This window comes from Jiangella asiatica (assembly GCF_004349065.1).
Classification (GTDB): Bacteria; Actinomycetota; Actinomycetes; order Jiangellales; family Jiangellaceae; genus Jiangella; species Jiangella asiatica.
Genome location: NZ_SMKZ01000081.1, coordinates 1 through 21,370, shown reverse-complemented (window position 1 = coordinate 21,370; position 21,370 = coordinate 1). Strand labels below are relative to the sequence as shown.

The 21,370-nt window shown below is 72.9% G+C and carries 20 protein-coding genes; 18 read left to right on the top strand and 2 right to left on the bottom strand.

Annotated features, from left to right (window positions below; genetic code table 11):
* Positions 1 to 68 precede the first annotated feature (68 nt).
* From E1269_RS30385 to E1269_RS30340, 10 genes are all read left to right on the top strand, one after another.
* Positions 69 to 515 (top strand): DUF1707 SHOCT-like domain-containing protein, encoded by a 447-nt coding sequence (locus E1269_RS30385; protein WP_131901727.1) that lies wholly within the window; start codon positions 69 to 71, stop codon positions 513 to 515.
* A 234-nt stretch (positions 516 to 749) separates the two neighbouring features.
* Positions 750 to 971: a translation initiation factor IF-1 gene (gene infA / locus E1269_RS30380; protein WP_026877474.1), complete on the top strand. Its 222-nt coding sequence runs from the start codon at positions 750 to 752 to the stop codon at positions 969 to 971.
* A gap of 69 nt (positions 972 to 1,040) precedes the next feature.
* Positions 1,041 to 1,154, top strand: coding sequence for a 50S ribosomal protein L36 (gene rpmJ / locus E1269_RS30375; protein WP_015883600.1), 114 nt, complete (start codon positions 1,041 to 1,043; stop codon positions 1,152 to 1,154).
* A gap of 197 nt (positions 1,155 to 1,351) precedes the next feature.
* Complete coding sequence (rpsM, locus tag E1269_RS30370; protein WP_131901725.1) at positions 1,352 to 1,729, top strand: 30S ribosomal protein S13; 378 nt, start codon at positions 1,352 to 1,354, stop codon at positions 1,727 to 1,729.
* Between the two features lie 78 nt (positions 1,730 to 1,807).
* A complete protein-coding gene (gene rpsK / locus E1269_RS30365; RefSeq protein WP_026877472.1) occupies positions 1,808 to 2,206 on the top strand; it encodes a 30S ribosomal protein S11 in 399 nt (132 codons plus the stop codon).
* A gap of 31 nt (positions 2,207 to 2,237) precedes the next feature.
* Complete coding sequence (gene rpsD, locus E1269_RS30360; RefSeq protein WP_131901723.1) at positions 2,238 to 2,843, top strand: 30S ribosomal protein S4; 606 nt, start codon at positions 2,238 to 2,240, stop codon at positions 2,841 to 2,843.
* A 92-nt stretch (positions 2,844 to 2,935) separates the two neighbouring features.
* Positions 2,936 to 3,949, top strand: a complete 1,014-nt coding sequence (locus E1269_RS30355; protein WP_131901721.1) for a DNA-directed RNA polymerase subunit alpha — start codon at positions 2,936 to 2,938, stop codon at positions 3,947 to 3,949.
* A 28-nt stretch (positions 3,950 to 3,977) separates the two neighbouring features.
* Positions 3,978 to 4,598, top strand: a complete 621-nt coding sequence (gene rplQ, locus E1269_RS34040; protein ID WP_131901719.1) for a 50S ribosomal protein L17 — start codon at positions 3,978 to 3,980, stop codon at positions 4,596 to 4,598.
* A gap of 22 nt (positions 4,599 to 4,620) precedes the next feature.
* Positions 4,621 to 5,505: a tRNA pseudouridine(38-40) synthase TruA gene (gene truA / locus E1269_RS30345; RefSeq protein WP_131901717.1), complete on the top strand. Its 885-nt coding sequence runs from the start codon at positions 4,621 to 4,623 to the stop codon at positions 5,503 to 5,505.
* Between the two features lie 34 nt (positions 5,506 to 5,539).
* Complete coding sequence (locus tag E1269_RS30340) at positions 5,540 to 5,941, top strand: hypothetical protein (protein ID WP_131901715.1); 402 nt, start codon at positions 5,540 to 5,542, stop codon at positions 5,939 to 5,941.
* A 112-nt stretch (positions 5,942 to 6,053) separates the two neighbouring features.
* Here E1269_RS30340 and E1269_RS30335 read toward each other — a convergent pair whose 3' ends face one another.
* Together E1269_RS30335 and E1269_RS30330 are read right to left on the bottom strand one after the other, a co-directional pair.
* Positions 6,054 to 6,884 (bottom strand): MBL fold metallo-hydrolase, encoded by an 831-nt coding sequence (locus tag E1269_RS30335; protein WP_131901713.1) that lies wholly within the window; start codon positions 6,882 to 6,884, stop codon positions 6,054 to 6,056.
* Positions 6,881 to 7,897, bottom strand: coding sequence for a cyclic nucleotide-binding domain-containing protein (locus E1269_RS30330; protein WP_131901711.1), 1,017 nt, complete (start codon positions 7,895 to 7,897; stop codon positions 6,881 to 6,883). Before E1269_RS30330 ends, E1269_RS30335 begins: the two co-directional genes overlap by 4 nt.
* 183 nt (positions 7,898 to 8,080) lie before the next feature.
* Here E1269_RS30330 and E1269_RS30325 point away from each other — a divergent pair, with 183 nt between their 5' ends.
* From E1269_RS30325 to E1269_RS30290, 8 genes are all read left to right on the top strand, one after another.
* Entirely contained in the window at positions 8,081 to 8,572 is a 492-nt protein-coding gene (locus E1269_RS30325; protein WP_131901709.1) for a hypothetical protein, read from the top strand.
* 119 nt (positions 8,573 to 8,691) lie between these two features.
* Entirely contained in the window at positions 8,692 to 10,080 is a 1,389-nt protein-coding gene (locus tag E1269_RS30320) for an adenylate/guanylate cyclase domain-containing protein (protein ID WP_203434233.1), read from the top strand.
* A complete protein-coding gene (locus E1269_RS30315) occupies positions 10,077 to 10,814 on the top strand; it encodes an ABC transporter ATP-binding protein (protein ID WP_131901708.1) in 738 nt (245 codons plus the stop codon). The genes E1269_RS30320 and E1269_RS30315 overlap by 4 nt, the downstream gene beginning before the upstream one ends.
* Positions 10,811 to 13,282 carry an ABC transporter permease gene (locus E1269_RS30310; protein ID WP_203434232.1) on the top strand — a complete coding sequence of 824 codons (2,472 nt, stop codon included), beginning with the start codon at positions 10,811 to 10,813 and terminating at the stop codon, positions 13,280 to 13,282. The genes E1269_RS30315 and E1269_RS30310 overlap by 4 nt, the downstream gene beginning before the upstream one ends.
* Positions 13,282 to 15,738 (top strand): ABC transporter permease, encoded by a 2,457-nt coding sequence (locus E1269_RS33985; protein WP_131901706.1) that lies wholly within the window; start codon positions 13,282 to 13,284, stop codon positions 15,736 to 15,738. The genes E1269_RS30310 and E1269_RS33985 overlap by 1 nt, the downstream gene beginning before the upstream one ends.
* Entirely contained in the window at positions 15,738 to 18,125 is a 2,388-nt protein-coding gene (locus E1269_RS30300; protein ID WP_131901704.1) for an ABC transporter permease, read from the top strand. The genes E1269_RS33985 and E1269_RS30300 overlap by 1 nt, the downstream gene beginning before the upstream one ends.
* 13 nt (positions 18,126 to 18,138) lie before the next feature.
* Positions 18,139 to 19,725 carry a sensor histidine kinase gene (locus tag E1269_RS30295; protein ID WP_131901702.1) on the top strand — a complete coding sequence of 529 codons (1,587 nt, stop codon included), beginning with the start codon at positions 18,139 to 18,141 and terminating at the stop codon, positions 19,723 to 19,725.
* Positions 19,722 to 21,370 (top strand): histidine kinase dimerization/phosphoacceptor domain-containing protein (locus E1269_RS30290; RefSeq protein WP_239001082.1); only part of this gene is annotated, 1,649 nt, incomplete at its 3' end. The genes E1269_RS30295 and E1269_RS30290, both read left to right, overlap by 4 nt.

The window sequence follows — 21,370 nt, the reverse complement described above, 5'->3', positions numbered from 1 at the left end:
GGCCCGGGGGGAGAACTCGGGGGTTACCCCGATAGGCGACCGGCGCGAGCCGGCGGATACTTGACGGCATGGCCGAGCGGTTCGAGATGCGCGCGAGCGACGCCGATCGCGATCGCATCGCGGAGATCCTGCGTGACGCCCACGGCGAGGGGCGCCTCGACCAGGACGAACTGGTGGCGCGGGTCGAGGCGACCTACGACGCCAAGACCTACCGCGACCTCGACCAGCTGATCGCCGACCTCCCGGTGCGCCGGTCGCCGGCGGCGGGGCTGGTGCGGCCGGTGTCGGCGCCACCGCCGCAGCGGCGGCGCACCGCGCGGCGTGTGGGCCGCAGCCTGCTCACCGGTGCGTGGTGGTTCTACGGCATCGTGCTGGCCATCAACCTCACCGTCTGGCTGGCGGTGAGCATCACCAGCGACGTTCCCGAGTACTTCTGGCCCATCTGGGTGGCCGGGCCTTGGGGCGTCATGCTCGGCGCCTTGGAGCTGGCGTACCGGTCTGGCGAAAGACGCTGAGCGGCGCGCCGTCCGCGCGTCGGCTTGTCGGCCCGATTGGCCTCTGATAGGCCGTGTGCCGTACAATCGTTCGTCGGCCCACTGTGGTCTGTTTCGTTGTGCCCAGCGGCTGGTCAGCACCGTGCGCGGTGCCGACAGGGCACACGTGACAGCTCGCCGCCCGTCCCCAAGGACTCCTGGCGGTGGTGTGTGCCGAAGCGAGACGACGACGTAGACCGAAGAAGTGCGGAGGATATGCCGAAGAAGGACGGGGTCATCGAGATCGAGGGCACGGTGACCGAGGCTCTCCCGAACGCGATGTTCCGGGTCGAGCTCTCGAACGGCCACAAGGTGCTCGCCCACATTTCCGGCAAGATGCGCCAGCACTACATCCGGATCCTCCCGGAGGACCGCGTGGTGGTGGAGTTGAGCCCGTACGACTTGACCCGCGGTCGCATCGTCTACCGCTACAAGTAACCGCTGACAACAGATGCCGGCTCGGCAGTGTTTGCCACGCTCTCGGCATACGTCCACGAAAGAGTCCCGATGAAGGTCAAGCCGAGCGTCAAGCCGATCTGCGACAAGTGCAAGGTGATCCGCCGTCACGGCCGGGTCATGGTGATCTGCGAGAACCTGCGGCACAAGCAGCGTCAGGGCTGATCAGCACCTGCTCGCCCGAACACAACTGAATACCTCAGGACAACGCACCTGCACCCCGAGTGGCCAGACACGCCGGCGACGGCGCTGACGGCGGCGCGGGACCACCCCCGGGCGGAGGCCGGGGCTCGACGGCGAAGTCGCCGACCCGAGACGCGGTGCGCCAGACACCTCCGCGAACGACAGTGAGGAACAACCGCATGGCACGCCTCGTAGGCGTCGACCTCCCGCGCGACAAGCGCCTGGAGGTAGCACTCACGTACATCTTCGGCATCGGCCGCACCCGAGCGCTGGAGACTCTCAAGAACACCGGCGTCAGCCCTGACCTCCGTGTCAAGGACCTCGGCGACGAGGAGCTGGTCAAGCTCCGCGACTGGATCGAGGCCAACTACCAGATCGAGGGCGACCTGCGCCGCGAAGTGCAGAGCGACATCCGCCGCAAGATCGAGATCGGCAGCTACCAGGGCATCCGGCACCGCCGCGGCCTCCCGGTCCGTGGTCAGCGCACTCACACGAATGCCCGTACCCGCAAGGGTCGGAAGAAGACCGTCGCCGGCAAGAAGAAGGCCGGTAAGTGACCGCTGCTCGTTCCGGCTCGACCGGAACGCTCCCAGCGCTGACTTTCACAGACTTTTTCGGACAGGAGTACCGCACACATGCCACCAGCCAAGGGTCGTCAGACCAAGGTGCGCCGCAAGGAGAAGAAGAACGTCGCTCACGGCGTGGCGCACATCAAGAGCACCTTCAACAACACCATCGTCTCGATCACCGACCCGCAGGGGAACGTGATCGCGTGGGCCAGCGCCGGCCAGGTCGGTTTCAAGGGCTCGCGTAAGTCGACGCCGTTCGCCGCGCAGATGGCCGCTGAGGCGGCCGCCCGTCGTGCCCAGGAGCACGGCATGCGCAAGGTCGACGTGTTCGTCAAGGGCCCGGGCTCGGGCCGGGAGACCGCGATCCGCTCGCTGCAGGCCGTCGGCCTCGAGGTCGGTTCGATTTCGGACGTGACCCCGCAGGCGCACAACGGCTGCCGGCCGCCGAAGCGTCGTCGCGTCTGACCCCGAGAACCACCCGAGGAGATAAGTCACCATGGCCCGTTACACCGGTCCACTCACGAAGAAGTCGCGCCGGCTCGGCGTCGACCTGATCGGCGAGGACAAGGCGTACGAACGTCGTCCGTACCCGCCCGGCCAGCACGGCCGCGGCCGGCAGAAGGAGAGCGAGTACCGCCTCCAGCTGCACGAGAAGCAGAAGGCCCGTTACACGTACGGCGTGCTGGAGAAGCAGTTCCGCCGGTACTACGAGGAAGCCAACCGCCGCCAGGGCCGCACCGGCGATGTCCTGCTCCAGCTGCTGGAGTCGCGTCTGGACAACGTGATCTACCGGTCCGGTCTGGCCCGCACCCGGCGGCACGCGCGCCAGTTGGTCGTCCACGGCCACTTCCTGGTGAACGGCAAGAAGGTCAATGTGCCGTCGTACCAGGTCGCGCTCCACGACGTCATCGACGTCCGCGACAAGTCCAAGGAGACCACCCCGTTCATCATCGCGCGGGAGACCCACGGCGACCGTCCGGTCCCGGCGTGGCTCGAGGTCATCCCGAACCAGATGCGCGTGCTGGTCCACCAGCTCCCGAGCCGGCAGCAGATCGACACGCCGGTCCAGGAGCAGCTCATCGTCGAGTTCTATTCTAAGTAACAGGAAGGGCCGTGGCCGGACGAGCTCGCCGGCCACGGCCACCCGCCTAATCGCGACAGTCATATAGCGGGCGTCGCGGAGAGGAAGTCAACGTGCTCATCACCCAGCGTCCGAGCCTCAGCGAAGAGTCCATCTCCGACGATCGGGCTCGGTTCACCATCGAGCCCCTGGAGCCGGGCTTCGGCTACACGCTCGGCAACTCGCTGCGCCGGACCTTGCTCTCGTCCATCCCCGGCGCGGCCATCACGTCGATTCGCATCGACGGTGTGCTGCACGAGTTCACCACCATCCCGGGTGTGAAGGAGGACGTCACCGACGTCATCCTGAACCTCAAGGGCCTGGTCGTCTCCTCCGAGCACGACGAGCCCGTCGTGATGTACCTGCGCAAGCAGGGTCCGGGCGCCGTCACGGCGGCCGACATCGCGCCGCCGGCCGGCGTCGAGGTGCACAACCCGGACCTGCACATCGCCACTCTCAACGGCAAGGGCAAGCTGGAGATGGAGCTGACCGTCGAACGCGGTCGCGGCTACGTCTCCGCCGTGCAGAACAAGCGGGCAGACGCCGAGATCGGCCGTATCCCGGTCGACTCGATCTACTCGCCGGTTCTCAAGGTGACGTACAAGGTCGAGGCGACCCGCGTCGAGGGCCGCACCGACTTCGACCGGCTCATCGTCGACGTCGAGACCAAGCCGTCCATCCGGCCGCGCGACGCGCTCGCTTCGGCCGGCAGCACCCTCGTGGAGCTGTTCGGGCTGGCCCGGGAGCTCAACGTCGAGGCCGAGGGCATCGAGATCGGCCCGTCGCCGGTCGACGCCCAGCTGGCCGCCGACCTGGCGCTGCCGATCGAGGACCTGCAGTTGACGGTCCGTTCGTACAACTGCCTCAAGCGTGAGGGCATCCACACGGTGGGTGAGCTCGTCTCCCGCAGCGAGGCCGACCTGCTCGACATCCGCAACTTCGGCCAGAAGTCGATCGACGAGGTCAAGGCCAAGCTCGCGACGATGGGCCTGGGCCTCAAGGACAGCGCGCCGGGCTTCGACCCGGCCGCGGCCGTCGACAGCTACGGCGACGACGACCAGTCCTACGCCGAGGACGAGCAGTACTGACCCACACCCACACAGGAGAACGATCACCATGCCCACCCCAACGAAGGGTGCTCGTCTGGGAGGCTCGCCGTCTCACCAGCGCGCGATCCTCGCCAACCTGGCGACGGCGCTGTTCGAGCACGGTCGCATCACGACCACCGAGGCGAAGGCTCGCCGGCTGCGTCCGGTGGCCGAGCGGCTGATCACCAAGGCCAAGCGCGGCGACCTGCACGCGCGCCGGCAGGTGCTCAGCACGATCCGGGACAAGGACGTCGTGCACGCCCTGTTCTCCGAGATCGGTCCTCGCTACGAGAACCGCAACGGCGGGTACACCCGGATCGTGAAGATCGGTCCGCGGAAGGGCGACAACGCTCCGATGGCCGTCATCGAGCTGGTCGAGCCGTTGGCCGAGCAGGTCGTGGCCGAGGCGACGAGCGCGACCCGGCGGGCGGCGACGGCGGCGGCTCCGGCCGCTGCCGCTGCCGCCGCCGCGGACGTCACCGACGCACCGGCCGAGGAGTCGAAGGCGGAGACGACCGAGGCCGAGGCCACCGTCGACGAGGCCGCCGGCGCGGAGGAGTCCGCCGAGGACACCAGAGCTGACGAGACCGCTGACGCAGCCGCCGCGTCCGCGGCGGACGACGCCGAGGGTTCGGCCGACAAGGCCTGACCTTTCGCGCACCGTCGCCACCATGCAGCCCGCCGATTCCCTGGGGATCGGCGGGCTGCTGCGTGTCCGCCTCGACCTGGCCTACGACGGCACCGACTTCTCCGGCTGGGCGGCGCAGCCGCAGCGGCGCACCGTCCAGGGCGTGCTGGAGGAGGCGCTGGGCCGGGTGCTGCGGATCGACCCGCCGCGGCTCACCGTCGCCGGCCGCACCGACGCCGGCGTGCACGCGCGCGGCCAGGTCTGCCACGTGGACCTGTCGGCGCGGGCGTGGGAGGCGGCGCCCGGGCGGGCGGCCCGGTCACCGGCCGAGGCGCTGCTGCGTCGGCTTGCCGGGGTGTTGCCGCCGGACGTCCGGGTGTACCGGGTGCGGCCGGCACCGGACGGGTTCGACGCCCGCTTCTCGGCGATCTGGCGCCGGTACGGCTACCGCGTCGCCGACACGCCGTCCGGCGTCGACCCGCTGCTGCGCCGGCACGTGCTCTGGCACGACCGGCCGCTGGATCTCGACGCGATAAACCTGGCCGCCGCTGGGCTGCTCGGCGAGCACGACTTCGCCGCCTACTGCCGGCCGCGTGACGGTGCGACCACCATCCGCGAGCTGCGCACCCTGCACTGGGAGCGTTCGGCTGACGGGCTCGCGACGGCCAGCGTCGAGGCGGACGCGTTCTGCCACAACCAGGTGCGTGCGATGGTCGGAGCGCTCCTGCTCGTTGGCGACGGACGCCGCCCGGTCGACTGGCCGGCGACGGTGTTGCTGGCCGGGCGCCGCGACCCCGCCGTCGCCGTCGTCGCACCGCACGGCCTGACGCTCGAGGCGGTCGGCTATCCGCCCGACGCCGAGCTGGCGGTGCGCGCCCGAGCGGCCCGCAACCGCCGCGTCATGGGCGAAAGTCGGGGACATCCCTGAGGGAATTCGCCGGGTTGGCGCGTAACCTGGAGGAGTGTTCACCGACGCGATCGAGCTTGCCGTAGCCGCCCTCGGCCTGGGGCTGGTGGTGTTGTCCGTGCGCCAGGCCCGCAGTAAGGGCTGGGCGGCGTCGCTCCAGCTGGCGGCCGGCGGGTTCCTGCTGATGGGTGCGGCCGCGGTCGGCATCGTCGGCTTCGTGGTCGGCCTGGTGTTCTCGCCGCTGGCGTGGCTGGGCGTCGCGTCGCTGGCGCTGGCCGGCGTGCTGTTCGCCACCGGTCAGAAGCTCGAGAGCCGCAAGTCCGGCGCCGTCACGGAGTCCGGCCCGCCGCCGAAGGGTGCGGTGAACCCGTCGCCGAAGCGGGCGTCGAAGGGGTCCACCGGTGACCCTGAGCTCGACGACATCGAGTCCATCCTCCGCCGCCACGGCATCGAGTAGGTCCGTCGGCTCCTGCTCCTCCAGGTTTCTTGCGCGCATCACCAGGCCTACCCGACCCTCATGAGGCTTGCAAGCATGGTGCGACACGAGATTTCGTGGTGAACGTGATCATTCAGAGGGCCAGCGTGGTGCCCTCACGGCCGACGACGACGGGGAGCGGGGCGCTCGCGGCGTGCTTCGCGGCCAAGTCCTCGACGTCGGCGTCGGCCCGGCCGGGCGCGTGGTGGATCAGCACCAGCCGGCCCACGCGGGCCGCGGCCGCCAGTGCGACGGCGTCGCCGACCGTCGCGTGCCCGTAGCGCGCGGCCCAGTACCGCTCATCGTCGGCGAACTGCGCGTCGTGCAGGAGCACGTCGACGCCGGCGACGAGGTCCGCGGCGGCTCCGTCGTCGGCGGCCGCGTCGTGGTCGGGCAGGTAGGCGAACGAGGCGCCGTCGGCCTCGACGCGGATGCCGAACGTGCGCCCGCCCTTGTGCGCGACGTCGGCGAGCAGGACGTTCGCCCCGCCCGCGGAGAACCAGCCGGCGTCGCGGGCGCCGAAGCGCCACCGTCCGGCCAGGCCCTCCGGCCCGATCGGGAAGTGCGGCGGCGACATCGCCCTGCGCAGCAGCGCCACCGCCGATCCGGGCACACGCGCCGAGGCGCCCTCCTGCGCGGGCAGCATCAGCGAGACCTCCGCGCCCGGCACGTCGCCGGAGCGGAAGAACGGCAGGCCCTGGACGTGGTCCCAATGCAGGTGACTCAGCACGATGTGGCCGTGGAACGGCGCGCCACCCAGCAGTGCCGTCAGGTTCACCAGCCCGGTGCCGGCATCGAGGACCAGCCCGGGATGGCGGGCACCGTCCAGCGTCACCGAGACGCAGGACGTGTGCCCGCCGACCCCGACGAACTCGCGGCCGGGGGCCGGAGTGGAGCCGCGCACGCCGTGCAGGATCACCCTCACGCGACGACGTCCTCCCGCCGGTGCGAGTCGGCCAGCTCCGCGAGCCGGTCGCGGTCGATGGCCGACCCGGGAGCGACGGCCACCCGGACCGGAGTCACCGCGCTGAGCGTCGAGGTGCGCCGTCCGCCCTCCAGGACGGCGCGCTCGCCCAGCACGGCACCCGGACCGACCTCGGCGAGCCGTCGGCCGTCGACCTCGACTCGCAACACGCCGTCGAGCAGCAGGTAGAGTTCGTCGCCGGCCTCGCCCTGCAACGTCAGCATCTCGTCGGCGTCCAGCGTCCGGATCCGCGGGCGCTGTTCGCCGGTCATGAGCAGCCGGGACAGCATCCGCTCGAACGCACTCTCCACGGCGACGGTCAGCGCTGGCGAGTCCTCCTCGCCCCAGGGCGTACGCGCCCCGAACGAGTGCGCCGCCCAGGCCGAGTAGTCGGTGAGACCGGACTTCAGGGTCAGCGCGCCCTCGGCATCGTAGACCCAGTGACGCGGGAACGCGCTGGCACCCGGGAGCTCCACCGTCGACGTGCCGTCTGGCCGCAGGATCAGCGCCAGGGTCGTCCACACCAGCGGCGACTGGAGTTTCACGAACGGCGGGTGCGGCACGGCGCGCGGCGCCGGCAGTGCGGTGCGCCCGCCGCAGGTCTGCACGAGCCGGACGCTCCCGTCGGGCAGGTATTCCGGCTCCCGGCGCAGCTCCGGCAGCGCGACCGCGGCGAACCTCGCGCCGAGCCGGCCGATGCGCACCGTCGTCGAGCCCATCAGCACGCCGGACGATCCGGCGTACCCGGCCCGGACGACGCGGCCGTCCTCGATCTCCGCCCAGCCGGACAGCATGTTGGCGTAGCGGAAGCGGTCGTCGGAGCGCAGATGCTCGAGGTCGTCGACGACGTCCGGTGGCGGCGGGTCGTAGTGCGTGAAGCCGGTCTCGAAGGCGGCCTTGGTCAGCCCGGTGACGGCCGCGGACGGGATCCACGACAGCGAGGTCACCGTGGCGTCGATGCGGGTGGTCGGCATGTCGATCAGTCCCTTCTGCCGAGCTCGGCGGTCGAGCCTGATGCCACCGTACGAACCCGGGCGGGACGGCGGGCAGGGTGCAGCCTGGCGCCTTGGCGGGGATGCTGGCACCCGGCCGGGCGATCGTCCCCGGGGCAGATCAAGATCAGTTTGCCGGGGGTTGATCGGGGTATTCGTCCCGATATGGGAGTCCTGACGCAGTATCGGAGCACGACCGCCGCCGGCGTGATCGCGGCTTTCGTGCTGATCCTCGTGTTCGGCAGTCCGCCGTATGGCGACTGGGTCCGCGACAACGCGGCCGGCCCTGGCGCCCTCGACTGGTTCCTCCAACTCCTCACCTGGCCGTCGTGGAACCTCGACGCCGACCTGCCCGCCAGGGACATCCTGGCGATCATGCTGCGGGCGATCCTGGTCGTCGTGTTCACCGCGGTCTTCCTGGCGGTCCTGACCGGGCCGCGTCTCTCGCGCACGCGCGGCGGTGGCGCGCAGCTGCTGTCCGGGTGGTCGGCGTACATCTTCGCCGGCGCGGTCGCCGGTCTGCTGACGGCGATCATCCAGAGCGACCCGTCGACGCTCGGCGCGTTCCAGGCGGCCGCCGCCGGCGCCAGCTATGGGCTGTTCACCGGGTGGGTCGTCGGCGCTGCGACGTTCGGGGCGCCCGGCCGCTTCACCTGACCCCGGTTCGATGACCCCGGCCTGACGCCACGGAAGGAGGCTTCCCGGCAGGGGGATGCTGGCACCCTGGCCATTTCGGGTGGCTGCCGCACTGGTGCTCAGGCGCCGGTAGGAGTGTCATGGTCGGCATGACCTCGGCCGACGCACACATCACGGTGCTCCTTGCAGACGACAACCTGCTCGTCCGCGAGGGCGTGCGGGCGCTGTTGCGGGTCGCCGGCGACGTCGACGTCGTCGCGATGGCCGAGGACTACGACAGCCTGGTGGCACGGGCCGTCGAGCACCGGCCGCAGGTCGTCGTCACCGACATCCGGATGCCGCCGCGGTTCGCCGACGAGGGAATCGAGGCCGCCAAAGAGGTCCGCAAGCGCATGCCCGGGACGGGGATCGTCGTCCTGTCGCAGTACGACGACCCGGAATACGCGGTCGCACTGCTGGCCCAAGGAGCGGCCGGCTACGCATACTTGCTCAAGGAGCGGGTGGCGGACGGCGACCGGCTGGCCCGCGCGGTCCGCGAGGTCGCGGCGGGGGGTTCGATGCTCGACCCGGAGATCGTCCAGGCACTCGTGACGCCGGCACGCGGCGGCGCCGGACTGTCGGCTGACGAGGAGCGGCTGCTCACCATGGTCGCGGAGGGCCGCGCAGTCAAGGCCATAGCGGCCACGCTGCAGAGCACACCGGAGGCCGTCGACCACGCCGTCGAAGATCTTTTCCTGCACCTGGCCCGCGACGCCAGCGCCGGTGTCCGTGGTGCGCTGAAGCGCCTGCGCACCCTGCACCGGGCGATCCTCGAGCGCGAGGAGCAGGGCGAGACCCTCACCCGGTTGCTGCCGTCCGGGCTGGCCGAGAAGCTGCGCGCCGACCCCGGCGCGGTCGGCCGCACCGAGCGGCTCGTCGTCACCGTCCTCATGTCCGACGTGCGCGGCTACTCGGGCATCGCCGAGCGGGCCGACCCCACGACGCTCGCGCGCCAGCTCAACGCGCATCGCCGCGCCATGAACGGCGCCATCCTCGAGCAGGGCGGCACCGTCATGCAGTACGTCGGCGACGCGGTCATGGCCGTGTTCGGCGCGCCGTTCCCGCAGCCGGACCATGCCGAGCGGGCACTGCGCGCGGCCGCGGAGATGCACAGCCGGCAGGCCGCCGTCGACACCGAGTGGGCCGCCGAGGGTCTGGAGCCGTTCGGCATGGGCATCGGGCTGTCCACCGGTGAGGTGGCCGCAGCGCTGCTGGGCAGCGACGAGCGGCTGGAGTACACGCTGGTCGGCGACACCGTCAACCTGGCGCAGCGGCTCCAGGACCTGGCCCGCCCGGCCGGCACCACCGTCGTCAGCGAGGCGACGGCCGACCTGGCGCCGCGGGAACTGTTCGAACGTCTGCCACCCGTCCGCGTGAAGGGCCGCGACGCGGCCGTGACGGCGTGCCGGGTCCTGCCGCCGGCGGGCCCGCGACACGGCGTGGACGACGGCGCAGACGACACCGCCGAGGTGGAGGAGTACAGCCGATGACCGCACTGCTGGCCCGTGGTGTCCGCCGGACCTTCGAAGCCGAGCTCGCGCCCGTCCGCGCCCTGCGCGGGGTCGACCTGCGGGTCGACCCCGGCGAGTTCGCCGCCCTGATGGGTCCCTCCGGCTGCGGCAAGTCCACGCTGCTCAACATCTTCGCCGGGCTCGACCGGGCCGACGAGGGGGAGGTGGTCGTCGACGGCCTCGTCGTGAGCGGCCGCGACGAGAACTGGCTGGCCCGCTTCCGCCGGCACCATGTCGGCATCGTCTTCCAGTTCTTCAACCTGCTCGAGGGCGTCTCGGCGCTGGACAACATCGCGCTGCCGGCCATCCTCGGCGGGATGCGCCGCCGGGCCGCGGAGTCGCGCGCTCGCGACCTGCTCGACCTGCTGGGCCTGGGCGACCGCACCGAGCAGGTGCCGTCGGTGCTCTCCGGTGGGCAGCGCCAGCGGCTGGCCATCGCTCGTGCGCTGGTCAACGAGCCGGCGGTGCTGCTGGCCGACGAGCCCACCGGCGCGCTGGACAGCGAGGGCGGCGCGGAGATCCTCGAACTGTTCCGCCGACTGCACGGCGAGGGCCAGACCATCCTGATGGTCACCCACTCCGCCGATGTCGCCGCCGGTGCCTCCCGAGTGGTGCGGATGCGCGACGGTCGCATCGACGGCGACGACGAGGCCGTCCGGTCGGCGTCGGTCCCCGCTGCCGACGCCTTCGTGACCGAGGACCAGGCGACGTGAGCCCGGTCCTGGCGTGGTTCCGGTTGGACCTCCGGCGACGCTGGAGGTCTCTGCTGGTCATGGCCCTGCTGGTGGCGCTCGCCGCCGGGACGGTCATGACCGCGGTGGCCGGAGCCCGCCGGGGCGCCACCGCCGTCGAACGGCTCCAGTCGCAGACGCTGCCGGCGACGGTCGCCGTGCTGCCCAACCAGCCGGGGTTCGATTGGGACGCCGTCCGGGCACTCCCCGAGGTGGAGGCACTCACGACGTTCGTGCTGACCGGCTCCTACGTCGTCGACGAGGTGCCACCCGACTTCTTCGGTGCCGGTTTCCCGCCGGGCGACAACGAGGTCTTCCGGACCATCGAGCGGCCGATCGTGCTCGACGGCAGGCTCCCCGACCCGAGCCGGGCCGATGAGGTGGTGATCAGCCCGACCTTCGAGGAACGGTATGGCCTGGGCGTCGGCGACTCCGTCACGCTCCGCCTCTACACTCCCCAGACCCAGGACCAGCTGGCGTTCGGCTCGATCGAGCTGCCGGAGCCCGACGGCCCCGTCGTCAACGCGCGGATCGTCGGGGTCATCCGCTCACCCTGGTTCGGTGAGGAGATCGGCGACGAGCAGGGTGGCCTCTCGCCCTCGCCTGGCCTGGTCGCGCGGTACGGACCGAACCTGCTCGGCGCCTCCGGCCAGGGCATCCTCAACGCGCTGGTCCGGTTGCGGGACGGCGCGGCGGACATACCGGCGTTCCGGGCAGCGCTGGAAGAGGTCAGTGGCCGTAGCGACATCGACTTCATGGACCTGGCGGAGGAGGGCCGGCACGCCAGCGAGGTGACCCGCTTCGAGGCCGACGCGCTGACGGCGTTCGCGGCGGCGGCCGGCGCCGCGGCAATCTTCCTGGTCGGTCAGGCGGTCGCCAGGTATGCGGCATCGTCCGCGGCTGACCTGCAGGTGCTGCGGGCGGTCGGGCTGACCGTGGGCCAGGCGGGCCTGGCTGCCGCGGCGGGCCCGGCGATGGCGGCCGGCATCGGGTCGCTCGCCGGTGCGGCCGCGTCCGTCGTGGCGTCGCGCTGGTTCCCGATCGGCACGGCCGCGCTCCACGAGCCGTCGCCGGGGTTCGAGATGGACCCGCCGGTGCTGCTGGCCGTGGGGATGCTGACGCCGGTGCTTGCCGCCCTCGGCGCCGTGGCCGCTGCCCGCCTGGCGCTGCGCTCGGCCCGGTCCGAACAGGGCCCGCAGCGTTCCCGGCTCGCTGCCGCGGCCCGGCGCGCCGGTGCGAGTGTGCCGCTGGTGGTGGGCATCCGGTTCGCTCTCGAGCCGGGGCGCGGGCGGCAGGCCGTGCCCGTGCGGCCGGCGCTCGTGGGTGCTGTCGTGGGCGTCCTGGGCGTCGTCGCGACATTCACGTTCTCCCACGGGGTGGACGACGCCGCCGGGAACCCGTCGCGCTTCGGTCAGGTGCACCAGATCGAGGGCTATCTCGGCCTCGACGGTGTCGACCTGGTCCCGGTGCCGGAGCTGCTGCCGTTGCTGGCCGCCGACCCAGACGTCACCGCGGTGAACGACACTCGCGTCGCGGTGGCGGAGGCCGGCGGCCGGCCGGTCACCCTGTTCACCCTGGACCCGGTGGACGCGCCGCTGCGGCCGGTGCTGGTCGACGGACGGGCACCGCAGACGCCGGCGGAGGTGGCGCTGGCTCCGGACAGCGCCGAGTCGATGGGTCTGTCCGTGGGCGAGGTCGTCGCGATGACCGGCACGGCCGGCGTCCGGGAGATGACGGTCACCGGCTTGGCGTTCGTGCCGGAGGGCGCCCACAACAACTACATCACCGGTGGGTGGGTCACCGCGGGCGGCTACGACACGCTGTTCGACCCGAACAGCGCGACCTCGCCGGCGTTCAAGTACCACATCGTGATGCTTGCCATCCGGCCAGGCGCCGACCCGGCGGCGGTGGCCGCCCGGATCGTCACCGCGGCGACCCCGCTCGTCACGGCCGCCGCCGAAGCCGCCGGGATGGATCCGTCGCAGCTCGACACCGCGAGCATGCTCTATCCCGCCGACCCGCCCAGCCGGCTGGCCGAGATCCGCCAGGTCCGCACGCTGCCGGTGTTCCTCGCTGGGTTCCTGGCCGTGCTGGCGCTGGGCGCGGTGGGACACGCGCTGGCCACTGCCGTGCGCCGGCGTCGCCACGAGGTGGCCGTGCTGCGGGCGCTGGGCATGACCCGCCGGCAGTCGCGCAGTGTCGTGGTGACCCAGGCGACAGTTCTGGCGTCGGCCGGGCTCGTGGTCGGGCTACCGCTCGGGGTGGCGCTGGGCCGCACGGTCTGGCGCTACGTCGCGGAGACGACGCCGCTGGTCTACGTCGCACCGGTGGCAGCACTCGCGGTGGCGCTGGTGGTGCCGGTCGCGCTGGTCGCGGCGAACCTGCTGGCGGCCTGGCCGTCGCAGCGGGCGGCGTCGATGCGGGTCGGCAACGTCCTGAGGGCCGAGTGATGGGCGCCGCCGCGTGGTTCCGGCTGGACCTGCGCCGGCGGTGGCGCTCGCTGCTGGTGCTGACGCTGCTGGTCGCCGTGGCGGTCGGGACAGTCATGACGGCCGTCGCCGGAGCACGGCGAGGTGCCAGCGCCATGGACCGGCTCGAGGACGCCACCCGGCCGGCGACCCTGCTGGTGGCACCGGTCACGCCCGGGTTCGACTGGGAGCCGGTCCGGGCACTGCCCGAGGTCGAGGCGCTCGGACAGGTGGTCAACACGGGCTTCGAGATCGACGGCCGGCCCGCGGCCGGTACGTTCATGCTGCCGCCCGCCGACACCGAGACGATGCGCTCGCTCGAGCGGCCGGTGGTGCTGGCCGGCCGGCTCGCCGACCCGGCGCGTGCCGACGAGGTGGTCGTGACGCCGGCATACGCCCGGACGCACGACAAGGGCGTCGGCGACACCGTCGTGCTCGGCCTCTACTCTCCCGAGCAGGTGGACACCGGGCAGGTGCCGGGCGACGCGCGGACCAACCTGGTGTCGAGCCTCTGGATCCTGACGTACCAGCAGCAGGCAGCTGCCATCGAGGCCGGCTTGGAACCCAACTCCGGAGCACCCGCGGCAGGACCGGTGGTCACGGCCACCATCGTCGGGGTGATCCGGTCGCCGCTGTTCGGGGACCAACTCGACGATCCCGGGTTCGTGGTGCCCTCGGCGGGTCTGCACGCGGCCTACCGGCCCAACCTGCTCGGCGCGCAGGGCAGGGCTTCGGTCAGCGCGCTCGTGCGCTTGGACGGCGGGGCGGCCGCCATCCCGGTCTTCCTCGCCGGCTTGGCTGAGGCCACCGGGCGCTCCGACATCACCGTCCACGACCTCGCGGCGCCCGCGCGGGCGATCGACGACACGCTGCGCTTCGAGGCGACCGCGGTGTACGCCTTCGCGGTGGCGGCCGCCGTCACCGCCGTCCTGCTGATCGGCGGGTCGGTCACACGGCACACCACGTTCGCGATGACGGGCCTGCGAGTGCTCTCCGCCGTTGGCATGACGCCCGGTCAGGTCGCCCGCGCGGCCGCGGCCGGGCCGGCGATCGCCGCGGCGGCAGGTGCCGTCATCGGTGTTGCCGCAGCCGTGGCCGTGTCGCGGTGGTTTCCGGTCGGCTCGGCGTCGTTCGTGGAACCGGAACCGGGGGTTCACGTCGACGTGCCGGTGCTGGTGGCGGGGTTGGTCGGGGTCCCGCTGCTGGTCGGCGCAGGCGCGGTCGTCTGCGCGGCGACGGCGGGACGCTCCGCCGGCCGGCAGACGGCGACGAGCTCGGCGATCACCACCGCAGCCGTCCGGGCCGGACTGCCCGTGGCGGTGGTCGTGGGCACGCGGTTCGCGCTCGAACGCGGTGGTGCCCGGGCCCCAGCACCGATCCGGCCGGCGCTGGCGGGTGCGGTCGTCGGTGTCACCGGCGTCGTGGCAGCGCTCACGTTCTCGGCGGCGGCCCGAGACGCGGCGGAGAACCCGGCCCGATTCGGCGTGGTTCACCAGGTCGAGGCTTGGGTCGGCTTCGACGGCGGCGCCCTGGCAGCGGCGCGAGAAGTCTTCCCGGAGCTCGCCGACGTGCCGGGTGTGCGCGGGGTCAACGGCGTGCGGGGACAGCTGGGCGAGGTCCGCGGCTCCCAGGTCACCGTGCTCTCCTTCGAGCCGTTCGGCGCGCCACTCGGATACCTGGTGACCGAGGGACGGATGCCGGCCGGCCCGGCCGAAACCCTGGTCTCCCGGTCGGCCGCGCGGGCGCTGGACCTACGCACCGGCGACGCCCTGCCGCTGACCGGCGCCAGCGGTGACGCCGAGCTGCGGGTCGTCGGTGCCGGCGTCCTCGACCCAGGGTTCGGGCCCGCGGTGGTCGTGGCGCCGGCGACGTACGACGCGCTCTTCGACGGTGAATTCCTGTACCAGTACGCAGAGATCGGGCTCGAACCTGGTGTCCAACCGGAAACGATCATCCCCGCGCTGGCCGCCGCGGCCCCGGACCAGGACTTCGGCCTCTTCCCGTTCGAGTTCGACAGCCCTGCGGAGCTGCGGCTCATGAGGGCGGTGCCGATCGCCCTCGGTGCGTTCGTGGCGGTGCTCGCCGCCGGTGCGGTGGGCCATGGCGTGGTGACGGCGGTCCGGCGGCGACGGCAGGAGCTGGGGGTGCTGCGGGCGCTGGGCATGACGCCCGGCCAATCCCGGGTCGCGGTGACGGCACAGGCGCTCGTGCTGGCCCTGGTGGGCCTCGCCTTCGGCATCCCGCTCGGCATCGCCGCCGGGCGGACGGTGTGGCGCTCGGTCGCCGAGGCGATCCAGGCCCACTTCATGGCGCCGACAATGTGGCAGCCGGTCGCCTGGGTGACGGTGCTCTCGCTGCTGACGGCCAGCCTGATCGCGCTGTTGCCGGCGCGGCGCGTCGCCAGGATGCGGCTCGGACACGTGCTGAGGGCCGAGTGATGGGCGCCGCCGCGTGGTTCCGGCTGGACCTGCGCCGGCGGTGGCGCTCGCTGCTGGTGCTGACGCTGCTGGTCGCCGTGGCGGTCGGCACGGTCATGACGGCGACGGCGGGGGCTCGGCGCGGCGACAGCGCCGTGGACCGGCTACTGGCGCGGACCCTGCCGGCCGACGTCGCCATCCCGTTGAACCGGCCCGGCTTCGACTGGTCGGCCGTGCGCGAGCTGCCCGAGGTGTCCGCGCTGTCGACGTTCGGCGGCGGCGCGTACGTCGTCGACGGCGTTCCGGAGGTGTCGCTGGCCGGGGTCGTCGGTGACGACGAGGCGATGCGCACGGTGGAGCGTCCGGTGGTGCTGACGGGCCGGCTGGCCGACCCGGAGCGCGCGGACGAGGTGACGGTCACGCCGAGGTTCGTGGACACCTACGGCCTGGACGTCGGCGACGCGGTCACGATCCGCCTGTTCCAGCCCGCGACGGCCGACGCGTTCTTCTTCGACCCGACGCTCCCGCCGGACGGGCCGGTGGTCCGGGCGCGCATCGTCGGGGTGGTCCGGTCGGTGTGGCACGGGGACACCGTCGACGGCCGCGGCATGCTGATGTTCTCTCCGGGCCTGTTCGCCGAGTACCCGGAGAACCTCGGCGCACGGTCGCAGGTCGCCTACTTCAACGCCATCGCCCGCCTACACGACGGCGAGGCGGACATCCCGGCGCTCCAGGCCGAGCTGGACCGGCTCACCGGCGGTACGCAGACCGACGTCTGGAACCTGGCCGAGATGTTCCACCGGCATGCCCGCGAGTTCACCGCCTTCGAGGCGAACGCGTTGCTGCTGTTCGCGCTGGCGGCAGGCGTCGCGGCGGTGTTCCTCGTCGGGCAGCCGGTGGCCCGCTACACCGCCGCGGCGGCAATCGACCTGGGGGTGCTGCGGGCGGCGGGCATGACGCCGGGACAGGTGCGGCTGGCCGCCGCGCTCGGGCCGGTCGCGGCCGCGCTGGCCGGCGGGCTGGCCGGTGCGGCCGGCGCGGTGGTGGCATCGCGCTGGTTCCCGATCGGCACCGCGGCGCTCGCCGAGCCCGACCCGGGTATCGACGTCGATCCGCTCGTGCTCGTCACCGGCGTCGTGGCGGTGGTGGTGCTCGTGGCGGGTATCGCCGCGGTGTCGGTCGAGCTGGCCGCGCGGGCGGACCGGGTGGCGCCACTGCGCCGGCGGTCGGCGATCGCGCGGGCCGCGGCCGGCGCGGGGCTGCCGGTGCCGGTGGTGGTCGGCACCCGGTTCGCGTTGGAGCCCGGCCGCGGCCGGCAGGCGGTGGCCGTGCGGCCGGCCCTGCTCGGCGCCGTCACGGGGGTGCTCGGCGTGCTGGCCGCGTTCACCGTCTACGCCGGTGTGGACGACGCGTCGGGCAACCTGGCGCGGTTCGGCCAGACCTACCAGCTCACGTCATTCCTCGGGCTGAACGACGAGGACTTCGTCCCGGCCGAGGAGGTGTTGAGCGCCATCGCCGCCGACCCGGATGTGGTCGCGGTGAACGACGCGCACAGCGCCGTCGCGCAGATCGAGGGCGCGCCCGCCGCGGTCTACGCATACGCGCCGGTCGGTGGCGCCCTGGACGTGGTCACGCTCGAGGGCCGGCTGCCCGAGGCGGCCGGCGAGATCGTCCTCGGCCCGACGACGGCGGCGGCCGTCGGCGCCGGTCCGGGTGACCGGGTCGAGGTGGTCGGCAGCGCAGGGCCGAGCACGCTCGTCGTCACCGGCATCGCCTTCGTTCCCGACGGGTCGCACAACGACTACGCCAGCGGCGCGTGGGTCACCCAGGACGGGTACGCGTCCCTGTACGCAGCCGGCGGCGAGGTGGGCTTCAAGTTCCATGAAGCTCACGTCGCGCTGCGGCCGGGCGCGGACCCGCAAGCCGTCGCGGCGCGCCTGGCCGAGACCGCGGGGGCGGAGCTGGCTGCGCCGGAGCCGCCCACGACGGTGGCGGAGCTCCGGCAGATCCGGCAGCTGCCGGTGGTGCTGGCGGCGTTCTTGGTGGTGCTGGCGCTCGGCGCGGTGGGGCACGCGCTCGCCACAGCGGTGCGGCGGCGCCGGCACGAGCTGGCCGTGCTGCGCGCTCTCGGCCTCACCCGCCGGCAGTGCCGCGGCGTCGTGGTGACGCAGGCGACCGTGCTCGCGCTGGTGGGGCTCGCCGTCGGCATCCCGCTGGGCGTCGCGCTCGGCCGGACCGTGTGGCGCTATGTGGCCGAGACCACGCCGGTGTTCTACGTCGCTCCGGCCGCGGCGACCCTGGTCCTGGTTCTGGTGCCGGCGGCCCTCGCCGCCGCGAACCTGCTGGCTGCATGGCCGTCGCACCGGGTCGCCTCGATGCGGGTCGGACACGTGCTGAGGGCCGAGTGAGCGAGGTGACGCGATGAACGCGACGTTGGCCGCCACCCGCGGCAGGAGCCGGCGCGACGCCGCTCTGTGGGCCGCGTGGGCGGTGGTCGTGGCTGTCACGGTCGCCGCCGCGGCGTGGGCGCTGCGTGTGCTCATCGACGTGCCGGATGAGCTCGTGCCGTGGGGCCTGCTGGGCCTTGCGGCCGTACCGGTGGCCGTCGTCGCCGCCTGCCTGCCGCGGCTGCGCCGCCGGGCGGGTGCGGTGTTCGGCCCGTCCGTGGTGCTGTGCGGACTGGTCGTCATGGTGCTGGCGGTGTACCTCGTCGTCGTCATCGGGCTGGGCGACGAGGTCGACGGTGACGGCCACGGCGTGCTCGCGCTGTCCATGGTGGCGGCACTGACGGCGGTCGTGCTGGCCGAGCCGGTGCGGGCCCGGCTGCGTGAGCTGACCGGGCAATGGACCGGCGCCGGTCCCCGTCCCGCGTCGGCGGCCTTGGAGACCTTCGGCTCCCGGATGACCCGCGCGGTCCCGATGGATGAGCTCCTGCTCCAGCTGGCCGAGACGCTGCGGGCCACCCTCGGCCCGCTCGGCGCGGAGGTGTGGACCGGCAGCGACGGTGAGCTCGAACGGACCGTGTCGGTGCCCGAGCGCGGCCGCTCCCGGCTGCGGCTGGCCGGTGCCGAGCTGGCCGCGGTCAGCCGGGCCCGCGTCTCCGGCAACGCTTGGGCGGCGATGTGGCTGCCGACCGTGCTGGCCGGGGCGGGTGACCCGGGCCGCCGCGCGGTCCGCATCGCCTCCGTCACCCACCTCGGCCGGCTGCTGGGCCTGCTGGTCGTGGTGCGCTCCGCCGACGACCGCCCGTTCGGCGAGGACGACGACCGTGTGCTGGCCGACCTGGCCCGGCAAGTCGGGCTGGCGCTGCACAACGTCCGGCTCGACTCCGCGCTGCAGGCGTCACTGGAGGAGCTGCGCCAGAGCAACGTCGAGCTGCAGGCGTCGCGGGCGCGCATCGTGTCCGCGGCGGATGCGTCGCGGCGGCGGATCGAGCGTGATCTGCACGATGGTGCGCAGCAGCATCTGGTGGCGATGGCGGTGAAGCTGGGGCTGGCGCGTCGTGCGGTGGACGGTGACGTGGGTGCTTTGCTGGACGAGTTGCGTTCTGACGTGCAGGAGACGCTGGGTGAGCTGCGTGATCTGGCGCATGGCATCTATCCGCCGCTGCTGCGCGAGCACGGCCTGGGCGAGGCGCTGCGCAACGCGGCCAGCCGGGCCACCGTGCCCACGATGGTCGAGGTCGGCACCGACCGGCGATACGGCGCCGACGTCGAGGCCGCGGTGTACTTCTGCTGCCTGGAGGCGCTGCAGAACGCCGCCAAGCACGCCGGCGACGGCGCCTCGGTGGTGCTCGAGGTCGGCGAGGAGGCCGGCGCGCTCGTGTTCGAGGTCCGCGACGACGGCACCGGGTTCGACCCGGCCACGGCGGCGCAGAGCCACGGGTTCGTGAACATGCGCGACCGGCTGGGCGCGTTCGGTGGGGTGCTGACCGTCACCAGCTCGCGCGGCGCCGGCACCGTCGTGCGTGGCCGACTGCCAGCGACGGCGGTCGAGGCATCGCCGTGAACGCGGCAGCACGCCGGCGGGTGCTCGTAGCCGGCGTCATGGCGGCCTGGCTGGTGGTGCCCGGCGCGATCGCGCTGGTGCTGCTCTTCGACGACCGGCTGGCCGACGCCGGCCGGGCTGACCTGGCGCAGGGCGTGTCCGAGGGCGCCGTCTACGTCCTGGCGATGCTCAGCGCCGCCACGGTTGGCGCCGGCCTGGCGATCCAGCGGCCGCGGCACCCGATCGGCTGGCTGTTCCTAGCCCTCGGGATCGTGCAGGCCCTCGGGCCGGTGCTCACCGGCTACGCGACGTACGGCGCGATCGCCCGGCCGGGAAGCCTTCCGCTGCCCGGGGCCGCCGCTCTGGTGGCCGACTCCTCGTACCTGATGTGGTTCGTCCTCATCGCGTTGGTCTTCCACCTCACCCCGGACGGCCACCCGCTGTCGCGGCGGTGGGGATGGGCGGCCTGGGCGACGGTAGCCGCCGGGGTGATCGCGATCGCGGCCGCCTTCGTGACCCCGGCCGCCTTCGATCCGCCGCTCGACGGGATCGATAACCCGATCGTGTCCGGCGACGGCATCGAGGCGCTGCGGATTCTGCGCATCGCCGCCGGCGGGGTGACCGGGGCCGGGGTGCTGGTCGCAGCGGTGTCCCTCCTGGTGCGGTTCCGCCGGGCCCGCGGCCTGCAGCGCCGGCAGCTGCTGTGGATGGCGCCGGCGGCCGTGCTGATCCCGCTGCTGGTGGCGGCGGCGTTCCTCGCCTCCTACGCGGAGAGCCAGGCCGCTCTGGACGTCGTCGCCGGCCTGTTCGTCGTGATCCTGCCGCTGGCCACAGCGCTCGCCGTCACCCAGTACCACCTGTACGACGTCGAACGGCTGCTCAGCAGGGCCTTGACCTACGCACTGGTGTCGGTCGTGCTGGCCGGTGTCTACGTCGTCGTCGTGGTGGCGGTGGGCGCCGCGGCCGGCGGCTCGCAGTTGTCCGCCGTCGTCGCGACCCTGGTGGCGGTGAGCGTGGCCGGTCCGGCCTACCGCCGCCTGCAGGACGCCGTCGACCGCAGGTTCAACCGGCGCCGCTTCGAGGCGGTGCGGATGATCCGCGACCACGTCCACGACCCGCCGCCCGACGTCACCATCGAGCAGATCCTGCGCCGCGCCGTCGGCGACCCGGAGCTGCGGGTCGCGTACTGGGTCGACGCCCGGCGCGAGTGGGTGACCGGCGACGGGCGGCAGGTGCGTCCCGGCGACGACGACGTCGAGCTGCGCGGCCACGACCGGCCCATCGCCCGGGTCGGTTCCGCCGGCGCGGCGCGCGAGCTGGTCGAGGCGGCCGTCGCCGAGGCCCGGCCGGAGCTGGACAACGCCGGGCTGCGTGCCGCGGTCGCGCTCCAGCTGGTCGAGGTGCGCGAGTCGCGTGTGCGCATCGTGTCCGCGGCGGATGCGTCGCGGCGGCGGATCGAGCGTGATTTGCACGATGGTGCGCAGCAGCATCTGGTGGCGATGGCGGTGAAGTTGGGGCTGGCGCGTCGTGCGGTGGACGGTGACGTGGGTGCTTTGCTGGACGAGTTGCGTTCTGACGTGCAGGAGACGCTGGGTGAGCTGCGTGATCTGGCGCATGGCATCTATCCGCCGCTGCTGCGCGAGCACGGCCTGGGCGAGGCGCTGCG